This is a genomic window from Paenibacillus sp. GCM10027630 (assembly GCF_042676305.1).
Taxonomy (GTDB): Bacteria; Bacillota; Bacilli; order Paenibacillales; family NBRC-103111; genus Paenibacillus_S.
In genome coordinates, this window is record NZ_JBHTGY010000029.1 from 26,538 (window position 1) to 41,944 (window position 15,407).

Here is a 15,407-nt window from a genome sequence, read left to right on the forward strand (position 1 = left end):
ACAAAAAAAGAGCTGTACCAAAAGTCATTTTGGTACAGCCGTTTATTAAATATTCTCAGATGTGCAGAGATAAGGTCACTTCCAACGCGTATTATATATGAAGAATAATGAGGCCGTCCTCCACTGTAATCGGATATGTCTCTATCTTCGTCTCCTCTGCCTCTATAGTCGGCTCGCATACTACAGCAGCAACAGCGGCAGTTGGCTGTTCTACAGTAACATCATAGGTGCGGACAAGACATTTATGAGGATCATAGATCGATTTGCCTGTCAAAATATCGAATTCCCAACCGTGCCAAGGACATCTTATAATTTCCCCGCTTCGTCCGTATACATATTGTCCCGGTGGCGCTGTAAGCGTCATGCCAGTAACACGCCCTTGGCATAAGGGCGCCCCCTGGTGCGGGCAGCTGTTACGCATTGCGTAATAAGTACCGTTGACATTGAATACGCCGATAGACCGGCCTTCGGCTTGAACGATTTTGCACCCACCGGCCTGTACCTCCGTAACCGTTCCTACAACATGACGTCCCAAGCTGATCTCCTCCTAAAAGTTTCGCGAGCGAAACTTACTTCGTCCATATAATTATCGCAATCGGTAAAGTTCTCTGGCCGTGTCTGAAAAAATCCGGTTGTATAAATCCTCCGGCAGCTTGGGGAACGCACGCTTCGGCGAGTCGAAGTCCCAATGCGGATAATCACTGGAAAACATCAAAATATGGCGCGCATCCATCATATCCAGCACCTGAAGCAGATGCTGATCATTGTCCGGCCGTTCAATCGGCTGCGAGGCCATACGGACATGATTGCGTAAATATTCACTCGGCCGTTTGGTCAGCCACGGCACTTCGTACCGAAGCCCTTTATACTCCGCGTCCAACCGCCACATTAATGCCGGAAGCCAGGAAACGCCGCCTTCGACAAGCACTACTTTAAAGTCAGGAAACCGTTCGAATACACCTTCGGTAATAAAGCTGACCAGATGCGCTTGAAAGCTTAATGACAGACAAGTATGCCACTCGATATAATGAGTCGGATAGCCGGGTGACGGCTGCTCATTGATACCCATACCATCGGTACCCGGATGAATGGCAAAAGGAAAACCGTTACGCTCGCACGCTTCATAAATCGGATAATACTGCCGTTGGCCGAACGGCGCCCTTGCTCCCGAGTCTGTCATAACCTGAACAAAATGCGGATGTCCCGCCCAACGGTCAATTTCCTTCGCCGCGGCCACCGGATCCTGATGTGCAATAGTAATTGAGCCTTTGAATACGCCGTCATTGTTGTATTTGCCGAGCCAGGTGTCGGCCAACCAGTCGTTGTACGCGGCAGCTAGCGCTGTCGCCAAATCCGGATCGGGGATCATATTGCAAAAAGCCCGGGGCAGCAGAATAGCATGATCGATTCCGTATTCTTCAATAAGCTGCCGGCGCAAAAAGTCAGGGTCCGTGCCCGCTCCCCCGCCACCCGGAGGCTTTGCATCCAATCTGACGCCATGAACCGGGTTCTCATAAAAGCCTCCCCTGCCTGAAGGCAAATTCCGGCTGCGCCACGGCTCCTGCATATAGCTCCTCAACTCGTCACTGCTTTTCGGATATACATGAACATCACAATCAATAATGCCTTTCTTTCCTTGTGCACCTTCAAAATCCGCCATTGCCTTCACCTCATCGTATAGTCTGTCGGGATAAGTCCTTGGAACGCGTTCATCTTAGCAGCTGAGACGGCGGCGTTCTACAGACATTTTTTTATAATATCTGACTTTATAAGTTTTCAGTGGAGCTGAACAAGTCTGATATTGCAAGAAAAGCTACAACTTAGACACGAATGTATCTTCTTCGAAAGGGCTTCGATCAGAAGCTTTTCTTACCCGGCCATATATTTCCTAATCCTACCTAACCCTTGACCGAACCTAACATTACACCTTTGGCAAAATGCTTCTGCAGAAACGGATAGACGATAAGAATCGGCGCCATCGACAGCATAATGGATGCCATACGGATCGTTTCCTGCGGCAAAACCCGGTCATCCCCGCCAGCACCTGCCTGACCGACACCATTGGAATCGGAGTCTATAACGAGTGTTTTGACGAGCACCTGAAGCGTCCACTTTTTAGAATCTGAGATGTAAATAAGCGCATTAAAATACGTGTTCCAATGAGCAACGGCGAAGAACAGTGTGAAGGCAGCAATAGCCGGCATCGATAGCGGTATAACAATTCGCAGAAATACCCCGAGATCCGAGCAGCCGTCAATCCGTCCCGAATCTTCAAGCTCCGACGGCAGTGATTCCAGAAAGCTTTTGATTACAATAAGGCTCCAAGCGCTGGTTAATCCCGACCAAATCAAGGACCAATAGGAGTTAAGCAGCCCCAGTTCTTTTATCAAAATGTAGCTCGGTACGATTCCCGCATTAAACACTAAGGTGAAAATAACCGCGCTCATCATAATGCCGCGTCCGGGCATCGTTTTCTTGGTCAGAGCATATGCCATGGAAAAGGAAACGATAACGTTAAGAATAGTACCGATAACCGTAATAAAAACCGTGCTTTTCAAAGCGTTGATAAAGCTGTTGGTAGATAAAATATACTTGTAGGCGACAAGCGACCATTTCTCGGGAAATAAATAAAATTGCAAAGGGATATAGGCTTTGGGATCGGTAAAGGAAACACTAAACACGTAAATAAACGGAAAAATACAAATGATTGAAATGATGGCCAGGAGCGAATAGTTCACCCAGTCAAACAATGTCAGCTTTTTGCGCGCAACAAAACTCATCGCAGGCTCCCCTCCTTCAATAAATGCCTTCGTGTCCGAGCTTTTTGACAACGTAATTAGATGCAAGCACAAGCACAAGACCGACGACACCTTTAAACATTCCGACTGTAACCCCGGCACTGATCTGTCCCTTCAATATACCGTGTGTATACGCATACGTATCAAACACTTCCGATACCGACAAAACGAGAGGATTCTGCATCAGCAGCACCTGCTCGAAGCCGACGTCGGCCATATGACCCAGCCTTAAAATAAGCAATATGATAATGGTGGGCCGAATTGCCGGTAATGTAATATGCCAAATTTGATGCCAACGGTTAGCTCCGTCCACAACAGCCGCTTCATATCTCTGCGGATCAACTCCCGCCATCGCTGCGAGAAAGATGATGGTGCCCCAGCCTGCTTCCTTCCACATGCTTTGCGCGGTAATGAGTCCCCAGAAAAAATTCGGATTGGACAAAAATGCCACGCTTTCATGACCGGAACCTGTAATAAGTTTATTTACAATGCCCACATCGGTGGAAAGAATGAAGAAGGTCATACTTGCTACTACTACCCAGGACAAAAAATGCGGCAAATACACAATCGATTGGTTTAACCGCTTAAACACCTCATGCCTGACTTCATTCAACATTAGCGCCAAAATAATCGGGACCGGAAACATAAACAGCAGCCCGATCAGATTGATGGCGAATGTATTTCTCAGCATCATGTAGAAGGCGTTATCGGTGAACAATTCGTTAAAATGCTTCGCTCCAACCCACGGACTGCCCCAGAAACCGCCGAAGGGATTATAATCTTTAAAAGCAATCAGCAGTCCCCACATCGGGGCGAACTTAAACAGAATGAAATAAAGCACGCCCGGCAAAGCAAGCAAATACATATATTTATGCTGCAGCATGCGGATCCAGAGTCGGGGCCAATAGCCGGTATTCATTTGATTTTTAAGCACGGACTTCGCCGTGTCAGCCGTTGCAGCGGGCTCCAGCATACCATGCACCTCACTTTTATTTGACGTTTGTGATACGGGTCAACGGGATTCCGACCCGGTTGTTTTATTGCTGACGGAGGTGGTAATACGGCTGATTGGAAAGATCAGCATTCAGCCCCGGAGCGAGCCATGCTTCCCCAAGTTCATTTCTCAGCTCAAAAAAGTAAATGAGCGGATAGGAGGAATCCGTATAGCTGCCCGGAATGACAGCAGAATAATGTCCCTCAGATTGCTGCATGGTTACAGTTTGATAAGACTCCGCTTGATGTGCATGCCTGTAAAGCAGACTCACGTGCACATCAGTACTAGCTTCGGCAAGCATCAAATGCAGTTCTACCGGCTCTCCCACACGGAATGTTCCCGGTGATACATGGTTGTATTCCGGATGCTGCAGCACCTCTGAACCGAAGAGAGCTCCTGCAGACGCCGTCTCCAACGGAGCTGAACCTTCATAATCTTTGGCGGCTTTGAGATACACCTGCTCCATCGCAGCGATATCTTCATCGATCCCTGCTAACCGGTCGGACCAGTGGCCCTTCATAAACGGCTTATAGCCGAAGGTGATGTCATCACGGTACACATCCTTGGTTACAGCAACGACTCTCTCCCAAGCCGACCTCGCAGAACGGTAGCTCTGTAAGGCCGCCTCCAGCTGCTGGGGATTGCCGGTCCGCTCGAACATGGCGTAGGCAACTCCGGCACGCAGCTTATCCGCGAAGAAGCGACCGATTCCCGCCTGAGCAGCGATATCGACAGCCCAGCGCCGGAAAGTAGCGCCTGCCGAATCGCTCACTAATGTGCCGGCTGCGGCCAAATGCCGTTCGGCCGCTTCCGCGAGCCCCGATAGCCGGTCTGCGACTTCAAGCGGTGAATATTTGCCGCGCCGCTCGCCATTCACTGAATCATCGGCAAACTCATTGATCGCATAAAAGATGGCGGTGTCAAGCGGACTTACTGCGCCGAATGTATGCGGGGCAGGGGTGTCAAAATAAGTTTCGGATTGCTTGCCTGTGTCGACAATCGCCAGATTATTGTACATCTCCGGCCAAAAGTAATTGTTCGATGCAGATGGCAGATGAGCGGTCGTAATCAGCAGTAATATTCGGCTGGCATGTGCCAGTGCCTCGCCTAAATCAGGCCCTGCCCCCTGGAACTCATGACGCAAATATCTTTGCCATTGACCTTCAGCAGCGTCAGGATTGTAATTCAATCTTCCCCATACACGGTAAGTGTACAAATATTTATTCCAGCCATGACCCTCCATTTGCAGCCCCGCATCCTTATAAAGCTCCCGTCCCCCCGGAGTACCGCTGGTTTTACGCGCTTTGAACGACATCGGTTCACAAAGCTCTACACCGAGGCTGTCGCAGAAGCTTCCGCTGCGCCCATAGCCCGCAGCCATTGCAGGATCACCCCATAACAATACCCGCTGCGTTCCGGGCCAGATGCGGTGAAGCACCCCGGTTTGCCGGTTTTCGTTCAAATAATCGGCATAGCCGTATCGCGTAAAACGCCTGTAAGTGTTTGTAACTCCCATTAATTCAGCACGCTCCGTCGTCGCAACCGGTAATTCTCTGGCGCGAATGGCAGCCTGATGGTAAGGCAAACCCATATGCTCCGCCCAAAATTTAGGGGAAACAATGACCGGCATTCCGGTGCCATGAGCAACCTCCAGCATCTGAGCGTCCACGCCTTTAGGATGCATGTCGATCTCCACTTCCCGGCCGCATCCGGTTATCCCTTTCATAACTTCATTCCAGAACACATGCGAGGGCTCCGGAATACCACCTTCGTAATGCGTGCGAATGGTCACACCGTCTATATTTGGACATAGCTTGAGCAAAAGACCTAATGCATCCCGGCAGTAAACGGCATGGTTCTGCTCATCCACGCCTTCAATGGTGTGAAGCTCGTTAGGACTATCCAGCATCTGATAGGCATGATTCCATAGCCCAAGCTGGAAATGGATACCGCGCAGCTTGGCCTCACGGCTAATATACTGCAGCATGGATAAATTCCGTTCCGCTTCTCCCTCCGGTAATTCACGAACGCGAACCCCATAACCGGGGACAGAAACAAAAAACGGATATGCGAATCCAAAATAGTTGTCCTGCACATTCGGGTCATGCCCATAGTCATACGATATACCGAGAGTCAGGTGCAGCCGGTTGAAGCGGTGCGTGGCCAGCTCGGTCAAATACTCTTCCCAGAACAGCTTATCGTAGAACCATGGCTTATCTTCAATTTCACTGCAAAATGAACGGCTAATACTGCGGATTCGATTTGCCGGCTGCTCTCTGTACGACTCTATTTCCGCCAGCGCTGCCAGCGGTTCATCGCTGCACTGAACACGGTCCGCCAGCTCCAGAACTCCGTAGATCAAGCCACGAATATCCGCCCCGATAACAGCAATAGCAGCTATACTCTGTGCAACTTCTGCCTGTTCAGCAGGTTCTCTCAAGATGCAGAATGATTCCGCAGCATCCGGCTTAAAGTCAATTCCCGTCTCGATTGAATGCAAAAGCTTCTGCGCCGTTTCAGAGCCGGCGCCGGTAATAGTAATCTGCAGGCTATACCCGGATCCCAAATTTCCATCATCTGCTTGCTGTCCGCTCGAATCAACCGAAATTCCCTGCTGCTCCAGCACATGCGACAAACGCGCAACTGCCCACTCTGCTGAATCTGCGGTAACCGCAACCGCTGTATCTGTGAAATCACATATCACCCGAATCCGTTCTTTACTTCTGTCACGATCTTTCATCTATTAACATCTCCTTTGCTCCCGCTAAAGTCATATTCATAACAGAGCTTATAGAGCTCCACAATTTCCGCATGAACCGGAATGGTCGGATTATTGGCAGGACTGCCGCTCTTGAGAGCATCGTCCGCCATTCTTGGCAAAGCATTCAAAAAGACTTCCCGTTCAATACCCCAATTTTTCAAATTAGGAATTTGCATCGCCGTGCATAAACGTTTAATTTCCTTTATCACCGCATCGGCCCATTGTTCATCCGTTAACTGCTCTACCGTAAGCACCGGCAGCATGATCCGCCCTATATCCGCTAATCGCGGCAATGCATCCTTCTTGCTGTATTCCAGAACGGCCGGAAAGAGCATCGCATTGGATATCCCGTGAGGCACATGAAATTGCGCTCCTATCGGTCTGGACATGCCGTGAACAAGAGCGACAGATGCATTGGAGAAAGCAGCCCCGGCGATCATCGCTCCGGTCATCATTTTTTCCCGGGCAGCTACGTCATCACCATGCTCATAGGCGCGCAGGATATTCGCCGAAATATCGCTTACCGCCGACAGGGCAAGGGCATCCGTAACCGGATTCGCCTTCCTGGACAAATAAGCCTCCACGGCATGGCACAATGCATCTACTCCCGTTGCAGCCGTGGTGCCCGGCGGGCAGGTGAGAGTCAGCAGAGGGTCGATCAATGCTATTTGAGGGAGCAGCTCAGGCTGCGAAATCATCATCTTCTCATTCGTTACCGAGTTCGTAATAACGGTTACTTTCGTTACCTCAGACCCGGTCCCGGCTGTCGTTGGAATAGCTATAAGCGGCAGCGCTTTATGGTCGAACATCCGCTTACCGCCGGCATAATCGCCGATATATCCGTCATTATGCATCATTACAGCCACAGCTTTAGCTGTGTCCAGACAGCTTCCTCCGCCCACAGCTACAATGAAATGGCATTCATGCTCCCGGCACCGGCTTAGTCCTTCGTCAACATGCTTATCTGTCGGCTCTGTATCTACTCCCGTATAGCTCACGCTTGAAACAGACGCAGACTGAAGAAGCTGTTCGCAGCGCTCCACGATTCCAAGCTTTTTCATAACGGGATCGCTTATTATTAGCGCCTTACTCCCCATTACAGAAGCCCACTTGCCTAGCTGGTCAAATGAGTTAGAGCCGTTGACTACCGTTTCCGGCAGAAACAGACGATGCAAGATGTTCATTTCCTCAATCCTTCCGTCACTTCTGCGAAATTTGATAATCTGCCTTTTCCAGCCATTCCGGATTAATAGTGACTCCCCAGCCGGGTCCGTCCGGTACGTTGACTTTACCGTCCCGCACTTCCGTCTTGGCGGTAAATAAGGAGTTCGTCCACGAATCGGACTCGATGGAATATTCCATAAATGTACCTGCATTCGGTATGGCGGCCACCATATGCAGAGTGAAGATAGTGACCATGGAGTGATTCGCCGCATGGGGGGTGCAAGTCATGCCGGCGTATTGGGCAAGCCGCGCTACCTCCATAGCCCGGCTAAAGCCGCCGGTATAGCAAATATCGGGCTGTACAATATCTACCGCATGCATGGAAATCATCCGTTTCCAATGAGCCATATCGGTATCCTGCTCACCTCCGGTTACAGCCACATCCAACGCATCTGTAACCTGCTTCGTCCATTCCAATTCCGGATACGGACACGGTTCTTCATAATGAACGACACCGTATTGCTCCAGCATGCGCCCGACCTCAATCGCTCTGCGCGGGCTAAAGCCGCTGTTTGCATCAACATACAAAGCCGTATGGTCGCCGATGGCTCGGCGAACGGCAGGTACAACCTGCTCGGTCCGTCCCGGGTACACATCAACATCACGTCCGAAATTATTCCCGATGCGAATTTTAAATGCCCGAAAGCCATAGTCCTGCTGCAATCTTTTCAGCCGTTCGGCCTCGTCCTCAGGAGAAATGTCCCTGCGCATGCTGGAGCCGTATACATCCACCGGACGGGGCTTGCCTCCAAACAGCTCGCAAACACTTCGGCCTGCTCTTTTCCCTTGCAGATCCCACAATGCCGTATCCAGCCCGCCAACCGCTCTGCATACATAGGAGCCCGGAAACTTATGCTCACCTTCCACACATCTTTCTACCAAATTCTCTATTCGCTCTGCATCGGCACCCAGCGCATAAGGAGCTATCTGCTGATGCAGCACCATAGCCGATATGTTAGCGTGATATGTGGCCATCTGCCCATAACCTTCGTGTCCGTCATCGGTTCTGACTCTAACGATACTGATATTCCTGGTTGTAAAGGTTTCTATGCTTTTGATTTTCACCAAGTTCACCCTCTCCCCTGCTTAATCACCGGGCTTCTCAAGCCAATCACCCATGCATCCCTGCCCGGAAGGGTAGCCCTCAGAGTCGAACCTTCTTGTGAATAGCCGCCAGTTCCCCAATACACGCGGTCTGCAACCTGCAGTCCAAACGTGTCGGAAAGCTTAATGTCTGTCATTATCGACTCTCTACCCGGGTTGATGATCCATAAAAATAACGATCCGTCCGTATTTTGCGATAGTCTCGCCTGTAAGCTTGGATCGGACAACCATACATGAGGGGTAACCTCCGCCCAATCCAACACCTTCAAGAAAAAAGCGGCGTTCGCCGTATCATGTGTCTTATAGTAGCCGATCGACGGGAATGTACCGATCAATAAGGTTTTGCCTTTACCGTGGGCATGCTCAACAACTGCTGTACTGCCATCCGGAAATTGTCCTAATGATCTGCCTGAGGTAGCTTTGTAGGACTGCCTGAAGCCCCCGCCCAGCACCTTACTGCCACTGCCTCCGTCAAAATCAAAGGCAATCCCGTCAGTAATATCTGGCATAAACTGTACTTCAGCCTCCACTGCGCCGAAAACAACATCCAAATGATGATTAGGCTGAAGCGTGCCTACCTTACCGCGGTCGCCAAAATAGGCCGGGCAGCCCTCGCTGATTAACGTGCCGCCATTCTCTACCCAATGTCCCAACAATGCTGCATATTCCTGAGACAGCATGATCGGGTACGGCCAGTAAAGCACGCGATATTGGGCAATATCGTCGATATGTACCCAATCAGGCTGAATTCCTTGGTCAAAAAAGCCTTGATAAGCACCCCACATCGCTTGCGCGTACAGCTCGTTCTTACCTTCCCGGTTCAGTAAATAATCAAAAATTTGCGTCTCTGGAACAACAAGAATGCCTATTTCTCCTTGAACCGGAGCCGATTCAAGCAGCTCCCGCTGCTCCGCCGAATTGGCCCATCGGGCTATCGAGCCAGCCATCTCCGAGCGGTCTGTCCGTGTGCCGTCCATCGCATAAGGGCCGAACGCCCCGAACAACGGACCGTCAAGCAATGGACGCCAACGTGGAAACAGCAGCCCACGCGCTCCGCCGGCGAATGATATCATCTGCCAGACGCGGATATCCTCCGGCTCCGTGACCCGGCCGTCCTCCTTAGGCCGGCCGACTACCTGCGGCTGCAGCCATAACGGCCCGCCCTGCGCCTCCGCATGCCAGAAGGTTTTGCCGCGTGATGCTGCCCGCGTCAAATCTACGGCATGCCATTGCTTCCATGGCTCGCTGCCCTTGCGGGAGGCCACCCATGTGAAGCCGTACACATCGGCTTTGGACGCAGCCAGCCAATCATCGGCGCCCATCGACGCCATGACATTAATACTGCCCGCGATCCCGTGGGCCGCTATGATGTTCTTGTCATCCAGACTGCGGATCAGATCAATCCGCCACTGCATATGCTCATAGAAGTTGTCTTTCGTGAACTGCACCCAATCCAAACATTCGGGATACGGTCCCGTCTGATGAGGAGAGCGCACCTGCTCCCAAGATGTATAACTGTAACGGTTCCACGCTTGATTCAACGCCTGCAGGCTGCCGTACTTGGTCTCCAGCCACCTGCGGAATTTCTCATTCGTATATGGGCAATGGCATACGTGAGGAGAGTAATTGCATTCATTCCACACATCATAACCGGCTGTAGCAGGTTGGTCTTTATAACGCAGCACCAGCCCTGTCAGAAAACGGCCGGCAGCTTCCTTCACCTCGGAGCAATCCAGACAAAGAACCCCTTGTGAGCCTTCGCTGAACCCACCCGTGGCACTGCTCGCTCCCATCTGCGTGCTTAACGGTGTTCCGTCCGATTTCACATGAACGGCATGTGAATACATGTCTGCCGCCCACTCGGGAACGGAAGTGATCATCTCGGCGATGATGGTCATGATGCCGTGCTTGGCAGCCAAATCCATCTGCCGGTCGTAATCAGCCCAATCGAAAACGCCGGGAGCCGTTTCAATCGCCCCCCACATGAACCAGTGGCGGTTGAAGTTCATCCCGTCCTCTTGGGCTACCGCATAATCGCGTTCCCAGTCTTCACGGGGCGGATTCGACTTGCGGAAATAGACCGCTCCGTAAGGCAGCTGCGGCAACGCTCGCTTGGTTGACATCGGAATCCTCCTTCTGCTAAGTCCGGCGATTATCGCACCGCAGCGCGGGTTGACCCTTATTCTGAATCGCCGTGTCGTAAGGTTATTAAATTGCTACAGCCCGCAGAGACATTCTAATTCATGACCCTGCGGGCTTGTTTCATTATGGCTACTTCGCGTTGCCGAAATATTCTTTATAGGTTTTGGCAAATTCCTGATAAGCCTTCTTGATATCCGCATTGTTGTTCAGCTTATCCACGTAAGCTTTATACTCATCCATCGAAATTTGCGCAACGATTGCTTTAGTCGCCATCGCCTGCCATTCCTTCTCGTACTTCGGCCATACGGAAGTCCATGTATCGGATGCAATATTACCGAACAGGCTTAACTTCCCAAGCTTGCTGTAAATCTCGGTATCTTTTATTTTCTCATCGTTATAAGCTTTTGGCGCAGCAGGATTCAGCACTTTCATCTTATTGTTGAACGCCAATGAAAATACTTGGTTCGCGTTCGTTGTCACCTGCTTCACGCCTAGTTCAGTAAGCTGCGGTTGACCGTCTACGACTTTATGATGGACACCTTCGATACCGTAATAGTTAAAATCGGTAAACTCCATAGTTGTCGTTTTTTCCATGTAATCAAGAATTTGCTTAACCTTCGCTTCAGGCACTTTTTTGGAAATATACATACCCCCGAAGGTCGGATTCGCCAATTGAGCTGTGTAACCACCAGGCCCTTTCATCGGAGGTAAGGTAATGACCTTAGCATCCGGCTGCACTTTTTTAATATCCTGCTCCCATGTGTAGTCACGCCATATATTCCGTACATAAGAGACGGCGCGTCCTGTTGCGAACAGCTCTTCGGCCTGCGTCTTCTTAATTGCCGAAAATTCCTTGGACAAGATGCCGTCAGCATACTGCTTACGGAACCACTCAATCATCTGGGTGTAATTAGGCGTTAATGTTTCTTTAATCAGTCCGCCGTCTTTATCAAAGATCGGGTCCAACCCTCCAAACGCTCCAAGGAAAGTGCCGTCGCCGTCAGCCAGAAGAAAACCGTGTCCTAATATACCGACTGTATCGTTCTTCCCGTTTCCGTCCGGATCGCTGGACACAATCTTTTTCAACGCTGCGGCATATTCATCAATCGTTTGAGGAACCGGAATATTGTACTTGTCCAGCCAGTCCTTGCGGAATTTAATGCCTAAGTCAATTTGCGGGCGGTTGCGGGGCAAGCCGTAGATTTTACCGTCTGCCTTCATATAGCTCCATACGTTAGGCCCGCTGTTGTTTTTAAGATTCGGATACTTGCTGAAATCTCCGAGAAACGGAGTCAAATCCCAGAAGGCACCTTGCTTGATAGCGCTAAGCAGGGTTGGGCGCGTGGTGCTTTGCGAGACGATGATCTCGGGCAGGTTGCCGGATGCCAGAACAAGGTCGAATTTAGTATCATAATCGCCTGACGGTATCCATTCTACATCCAGCTTGGTGTTGGTTCTTTTTTGCCATTCTGTCCAATATTGGTCGTTCATGTCCGGCACATCGGCAAAAGACGGTACTAAAAGCTGCAGCTTGACCGGTTCGCTTGGCTTGACCTCTTTTTTGTCGTCAGTCTTATTAGCGACATTATTGCCGGTACCTGCAGCGGGCTGAGTTCCCCCCGAACATCCTGCCAGCAAACCAATTGAAACAACGGTTGTCATCATCCAACTGACTTGTCTACGAAACGAAGCATTCATTGTAACCCTCCTATTTACTTTTTGAATGCACTCTGACAGCGCTTTCAATCACATTGTATGCCGTACCTGAGCGGCAAGTAAGTGACAATTCTTTACGGGAAGCGTCCATGACAAGCTTTGGGCAATTTTTGTCTTACCGGTTATAAACCGTCTGCCGGGCGTATGCCTACCGGTGCTCCGCTCTAAAAATACTAGGGTTCATTTTCGTATGTCTTTGGAATATGCGGTTTAAATTCCGTTCCGAATACCCGATAGCGGCGGCTATCTCACTTACGTTAAGATCCGTTTCCAGCAGCAGCCTTTTCGCCTCTTCAACCTTGCATTCCACTACAAAGTCAAGGAAGTTGATACCCATTTCTTTCTTAAACAGCCTGCTTAAGTAGGACGGACTCATTGCGATCATTTCAGCGCAGTGCACGAGCGATAGATCCTCCGTACTGTGTTCTCTAATGTACTTGGAAATTTGCAGAACGGCGGACTGTCCGGCCGAGCTTCGGTATTCCTCGGTCAGCTTATGGTACAGCGGGAATAATATTTCGATAAACCAGGCAAAGATTTCACGTGACGTTTGCTTCGCTTCCAGCTGGCCGAATAAGTTGTACTCCAATATATCGAGAATACTGCCTCCTTGCTTTTCCAAGGACGTTATGATCGCCGAGAGCAGCACATGATAGCTTTGATAAATAAAATTATACGATTGGGAAGACCTGATAGACTCTGTAAATTGAACCAATGACTGCTGCGCTTGCGCAAGCTCTCCTTTGACAAGAGAATCTACAATGCTGCTCTCCAATTCCCGCGGATAGCGGAAGGAAGCCTGCTTTCTGGAGCTTTCCAAATCCTCAATGTACATCACCGGCTCCGAATCCTGATAAATCCTATATTGGAGTGCCAGCTCAGCTTCCTTATAGGATAGGGGGACGTCTGCAATATGGGAATAACTGCGTCCTATGCCGACCGTAGCCTGAAAGGAGAGATAATTCGTTAACGATTGGCTAACCGAATCGGCAAAGCTTCGTGCGGCCTGATGGAGCTTAATAGGCGCAATGTCGCATTTCCACTGCAGAAGCGCTACTGCTTTGCCTTGGTTAGTGAAAATATAACCGCTGATGAGCTCATTTTTTTGCAGAAGCTCCTGCATCACATTCATGACGGCAAAAGCAATAATCGGTTTATCCTTGGGGAAAAACCGCTTCTCCTTATAGGCATTTTCCACCTCGACGACAATGACTGAATAGGTTGATTTAATATCGATACCGTAGCTCTCGCATTCTTGAATTAGCGACTCGTTCCTGACATACTCTCCGTTTACGAGCTGCTGCAGACACTTCTCGCGGAGTGTCGGCTGTACCTTTTCCATATAGCCGCCCAGCTTCTCCGTCTCTTGGCTTAAATAATCGAGGCATGCACGTATGTAAGCGAACTCATCCTCTTTATTTTGAATCCGTCCCTCGCTAAGCAGCTGACTATGCTGAATGAGCTTCTCTATCGGACTGTATGCTTTTTTCGTACTGAAATAGGTCAACAAGATACCCAGTAAAATAAAAAACAGGGCAACTATAATAGTGACAATGCGTATCCATCCAATACGCTCCTCTAGCATTTGCTCGGGTATAACCGTTACATAAGTGCGCCCGAAAATGCTTTTTAAATATGTAAATTGAGCTTGGCGTCCGTCCACTCCTACATCGAAAAAGCTGTCTATCGTTGAATCCGCTGTGCCTATAGTCTGCAAGACCGGGTGGTTCTCCAGCAGCCGTTTGATGTGTTCCTTACTTTTGGAATCAAGCTTGGACAAATTAGGGTAGCTGACCATCAGCATTTCCGGACCTTTAGTCAAGATCGTTGTATCCGCTTGCAAAAAGTTGCTTATTAAGGAAGTTTCTATATCAAAAGCAAGTACTCCTTGCTTCCCCGCATTTCCGACGACAGGTAGCTTTCTGGCAAATGTAATGTAGCCTTCCTTTTTCCCTGCAGGCAAAAATATCCATTGGGAGCCGCTTTCCAGTTGCATCAGCAAATCAATATCTTCTTTATGCTTGTAGGAATCCTTACTCATAGAGCCGTACCGGTTCGTTAGAAGGATATCCTCCTGGTTATTGTAAAAGTAAATCTCATCAATAAAGCTGTTGGCATTTTTGACCAACGTAATCTCCTGCAATAATTGCTGATGCCAGATTAACGGAGCATCTTCCATCCTGCCGGCAAAAAAATCATTGATCCGGGAATCCAGCGATAGCTGAAGCGACTCCTGCTCAATGCTTTGCAAAATCCGTTCCGCCCTGTCCTTCATCATGACCAAGGAAGATTTGTTCTCGTCAAGAAACTGTCGTTTAACCTTGTCCATCGAAAATTGATAATAAATAATACCGGCCAGAATAATCGGAACACAAACGGAAATACATCCTATCCAGATTAAGCGGTGTAAATATTTCCCTTGAGGAGCGTACTTTCCAAAAGTTAAAAAGCGGGGAATTCGACCGAGCTGACTAGCCATAGGACCTCCTCTGAAAAACGTATTAGGTTCGCTCGCTTTAGCTCTCTCCTCAAAAAACGCAATCTTCATCTATTATAGTGTAAAATCGGACGGCACTTAACCGACAATTATTGATGTAGACATTATTTTCCTTCCGATGGGTTACACAATTATTGTCTGAGTAGGGTGAATCCACGGAAGTGAAGGGCA

The 15,407-nt window shown here is 49.5% G+C and carries 10 protein-coding genes; all 10 read right to left on the bottom strand.

The window, feature by feature from the left end; genetic code table 11:
- Nucleotides 1–91: 91 nt before the first annotated feature.
- Nucleotides 92–535 (bottom strand): Rieske (2Fe-2S) protein, encoded by a 444-nt coding sequence (locus ACFQ0C_RS13005; protein ID WP_379367373.1) that lies wholly within the window; start codon nucleotides 533–535, stop codon nucleotides 92–94.
- A gap of 51 nt (nucleotides 536–586) precedes the next feature.
- Nucleotides 587–1,660, bottom strand: coding sequence for an amidohydrolase family protein (locus ACFQ0C_RS13010; RefSeq protein WP_258216694.1), 1,074 nt, complete (start codon nucleotides 1,658–1,660; stop codon nucleotides 587–589).
- Nucleotides 1,661–1,898: 238 nt separating this feature from the next.
- Nucleotides 1,899–2,780: a carbohydrate ABC transporter permease gene (locus ACFQ0C_RS13015; RefSeq protein ID WP_379367376.1), complete on the bottom strand. Its 882-nt coding sequence runs from the start codon at nucleotides 2,778–2,780 to the stop codon at nucleotides 1,899–1,901.
- 16 nt (nucleotides 2,781–2,796) lie between these two features.
- The gene (locus ACFQ0C_RS13020) at nucleotides 2,797–3,717 is read right to left on the bottom strand and encodes an ABC transporter permease (protein ID WP_379367480.1); all 921 of its coding nucleotides are present in this window, start codon (nucleotides 3,715–3,717) and stop codon (nucleotides 2,797–2,799) included.
- A gap of 118 nt (nucleotides 3,718–3,835) precedes the next feature.
- On the bottom strand, nucleotides 3,836–6,532 hold the full coding sequence (locus ACFQ0C_RS13025; RefSeq protein WP_379367378.1) for a hypothetical protein: 2,697 nt from the start codon (nucleotides 6,530–6,532) through the stop codon (nucleotides 3,836–3,838).
- A complete protein-coding gene (locus ACFQ0C_RS13030) occupies nucleotides 6,529–7,737 on the bottom strand; it encodes an iron-containing alcohol dehydrogenase (protein WP_379367380.1) in 1,209 nt (402 codons plus the stop codon). The genes ACFQ0C_RS13025 and ACFQ0C_RS13030 overlap by 4 nt, the downstream gene beginning before the upstream one ends.
- A 16-nt stretch (nucleotides 7,738–7,753) precedes the next feature.
- Nucleotides 7,754–8,842 (bottom strand): mandelate racemase/muconate lactonizing enzyme family protein, encoded by a 1,089-nt coding sequence (locus ACFQ0C_RS13035; protein ID WP_379367382.1) that lies wholly within the window; start codon nucleotides 8,840–8,842, stop codon nucleotides 7,754–7,756.
- Nucleotides 8,843–8,847: 5 nt separating this feature from the next.
- On the bottom strand, nucleotides 8,848–11,004 hold the full coding sequence (locus ACFQ0C_RS13040; RefSeq protein ID WP_379367384.1) for a beta-galactosidase: 2,157 nt from the start codon (nucleotides 11,002–11,004) through the stop codon (nucleotides 8,848–8,850).
- A gap of 148 nt (nucleotides 11,005–11,152) precedes the next feature.
- On the bottom strand, nucleotides 11,153–12,721 hold the full coding sequence (locus ACFQ0C_RS13045; RefSeq protein WP_379367386.1) for a type 2 periplasmic-binding domain-containing protein: 1,569 nt from the start codon (nucleotides 12,719–12,721) through the stop codon (nucleotides 11,153–11,155).
- Nucleotides 12,722–12,887: 166 nt separating this feature from the next.
- The gene (locus tag ACFQ0C_RS13050; RefSeq protein WP_379367388.1) at nucleotides 12,888–15,218 is read right to left on the bottom strand and encodes a helix-turn-helix domain-containing protein; all 2,331 of its coding nucleotides are present in this window, start codon (nucleotides 15,216–15,218) and stop codon (nucleotides 12,888–12,890) included.
- Between the last annotated feature and the right edge of the window lie 189 nt (nucleotides 15,219–15,407).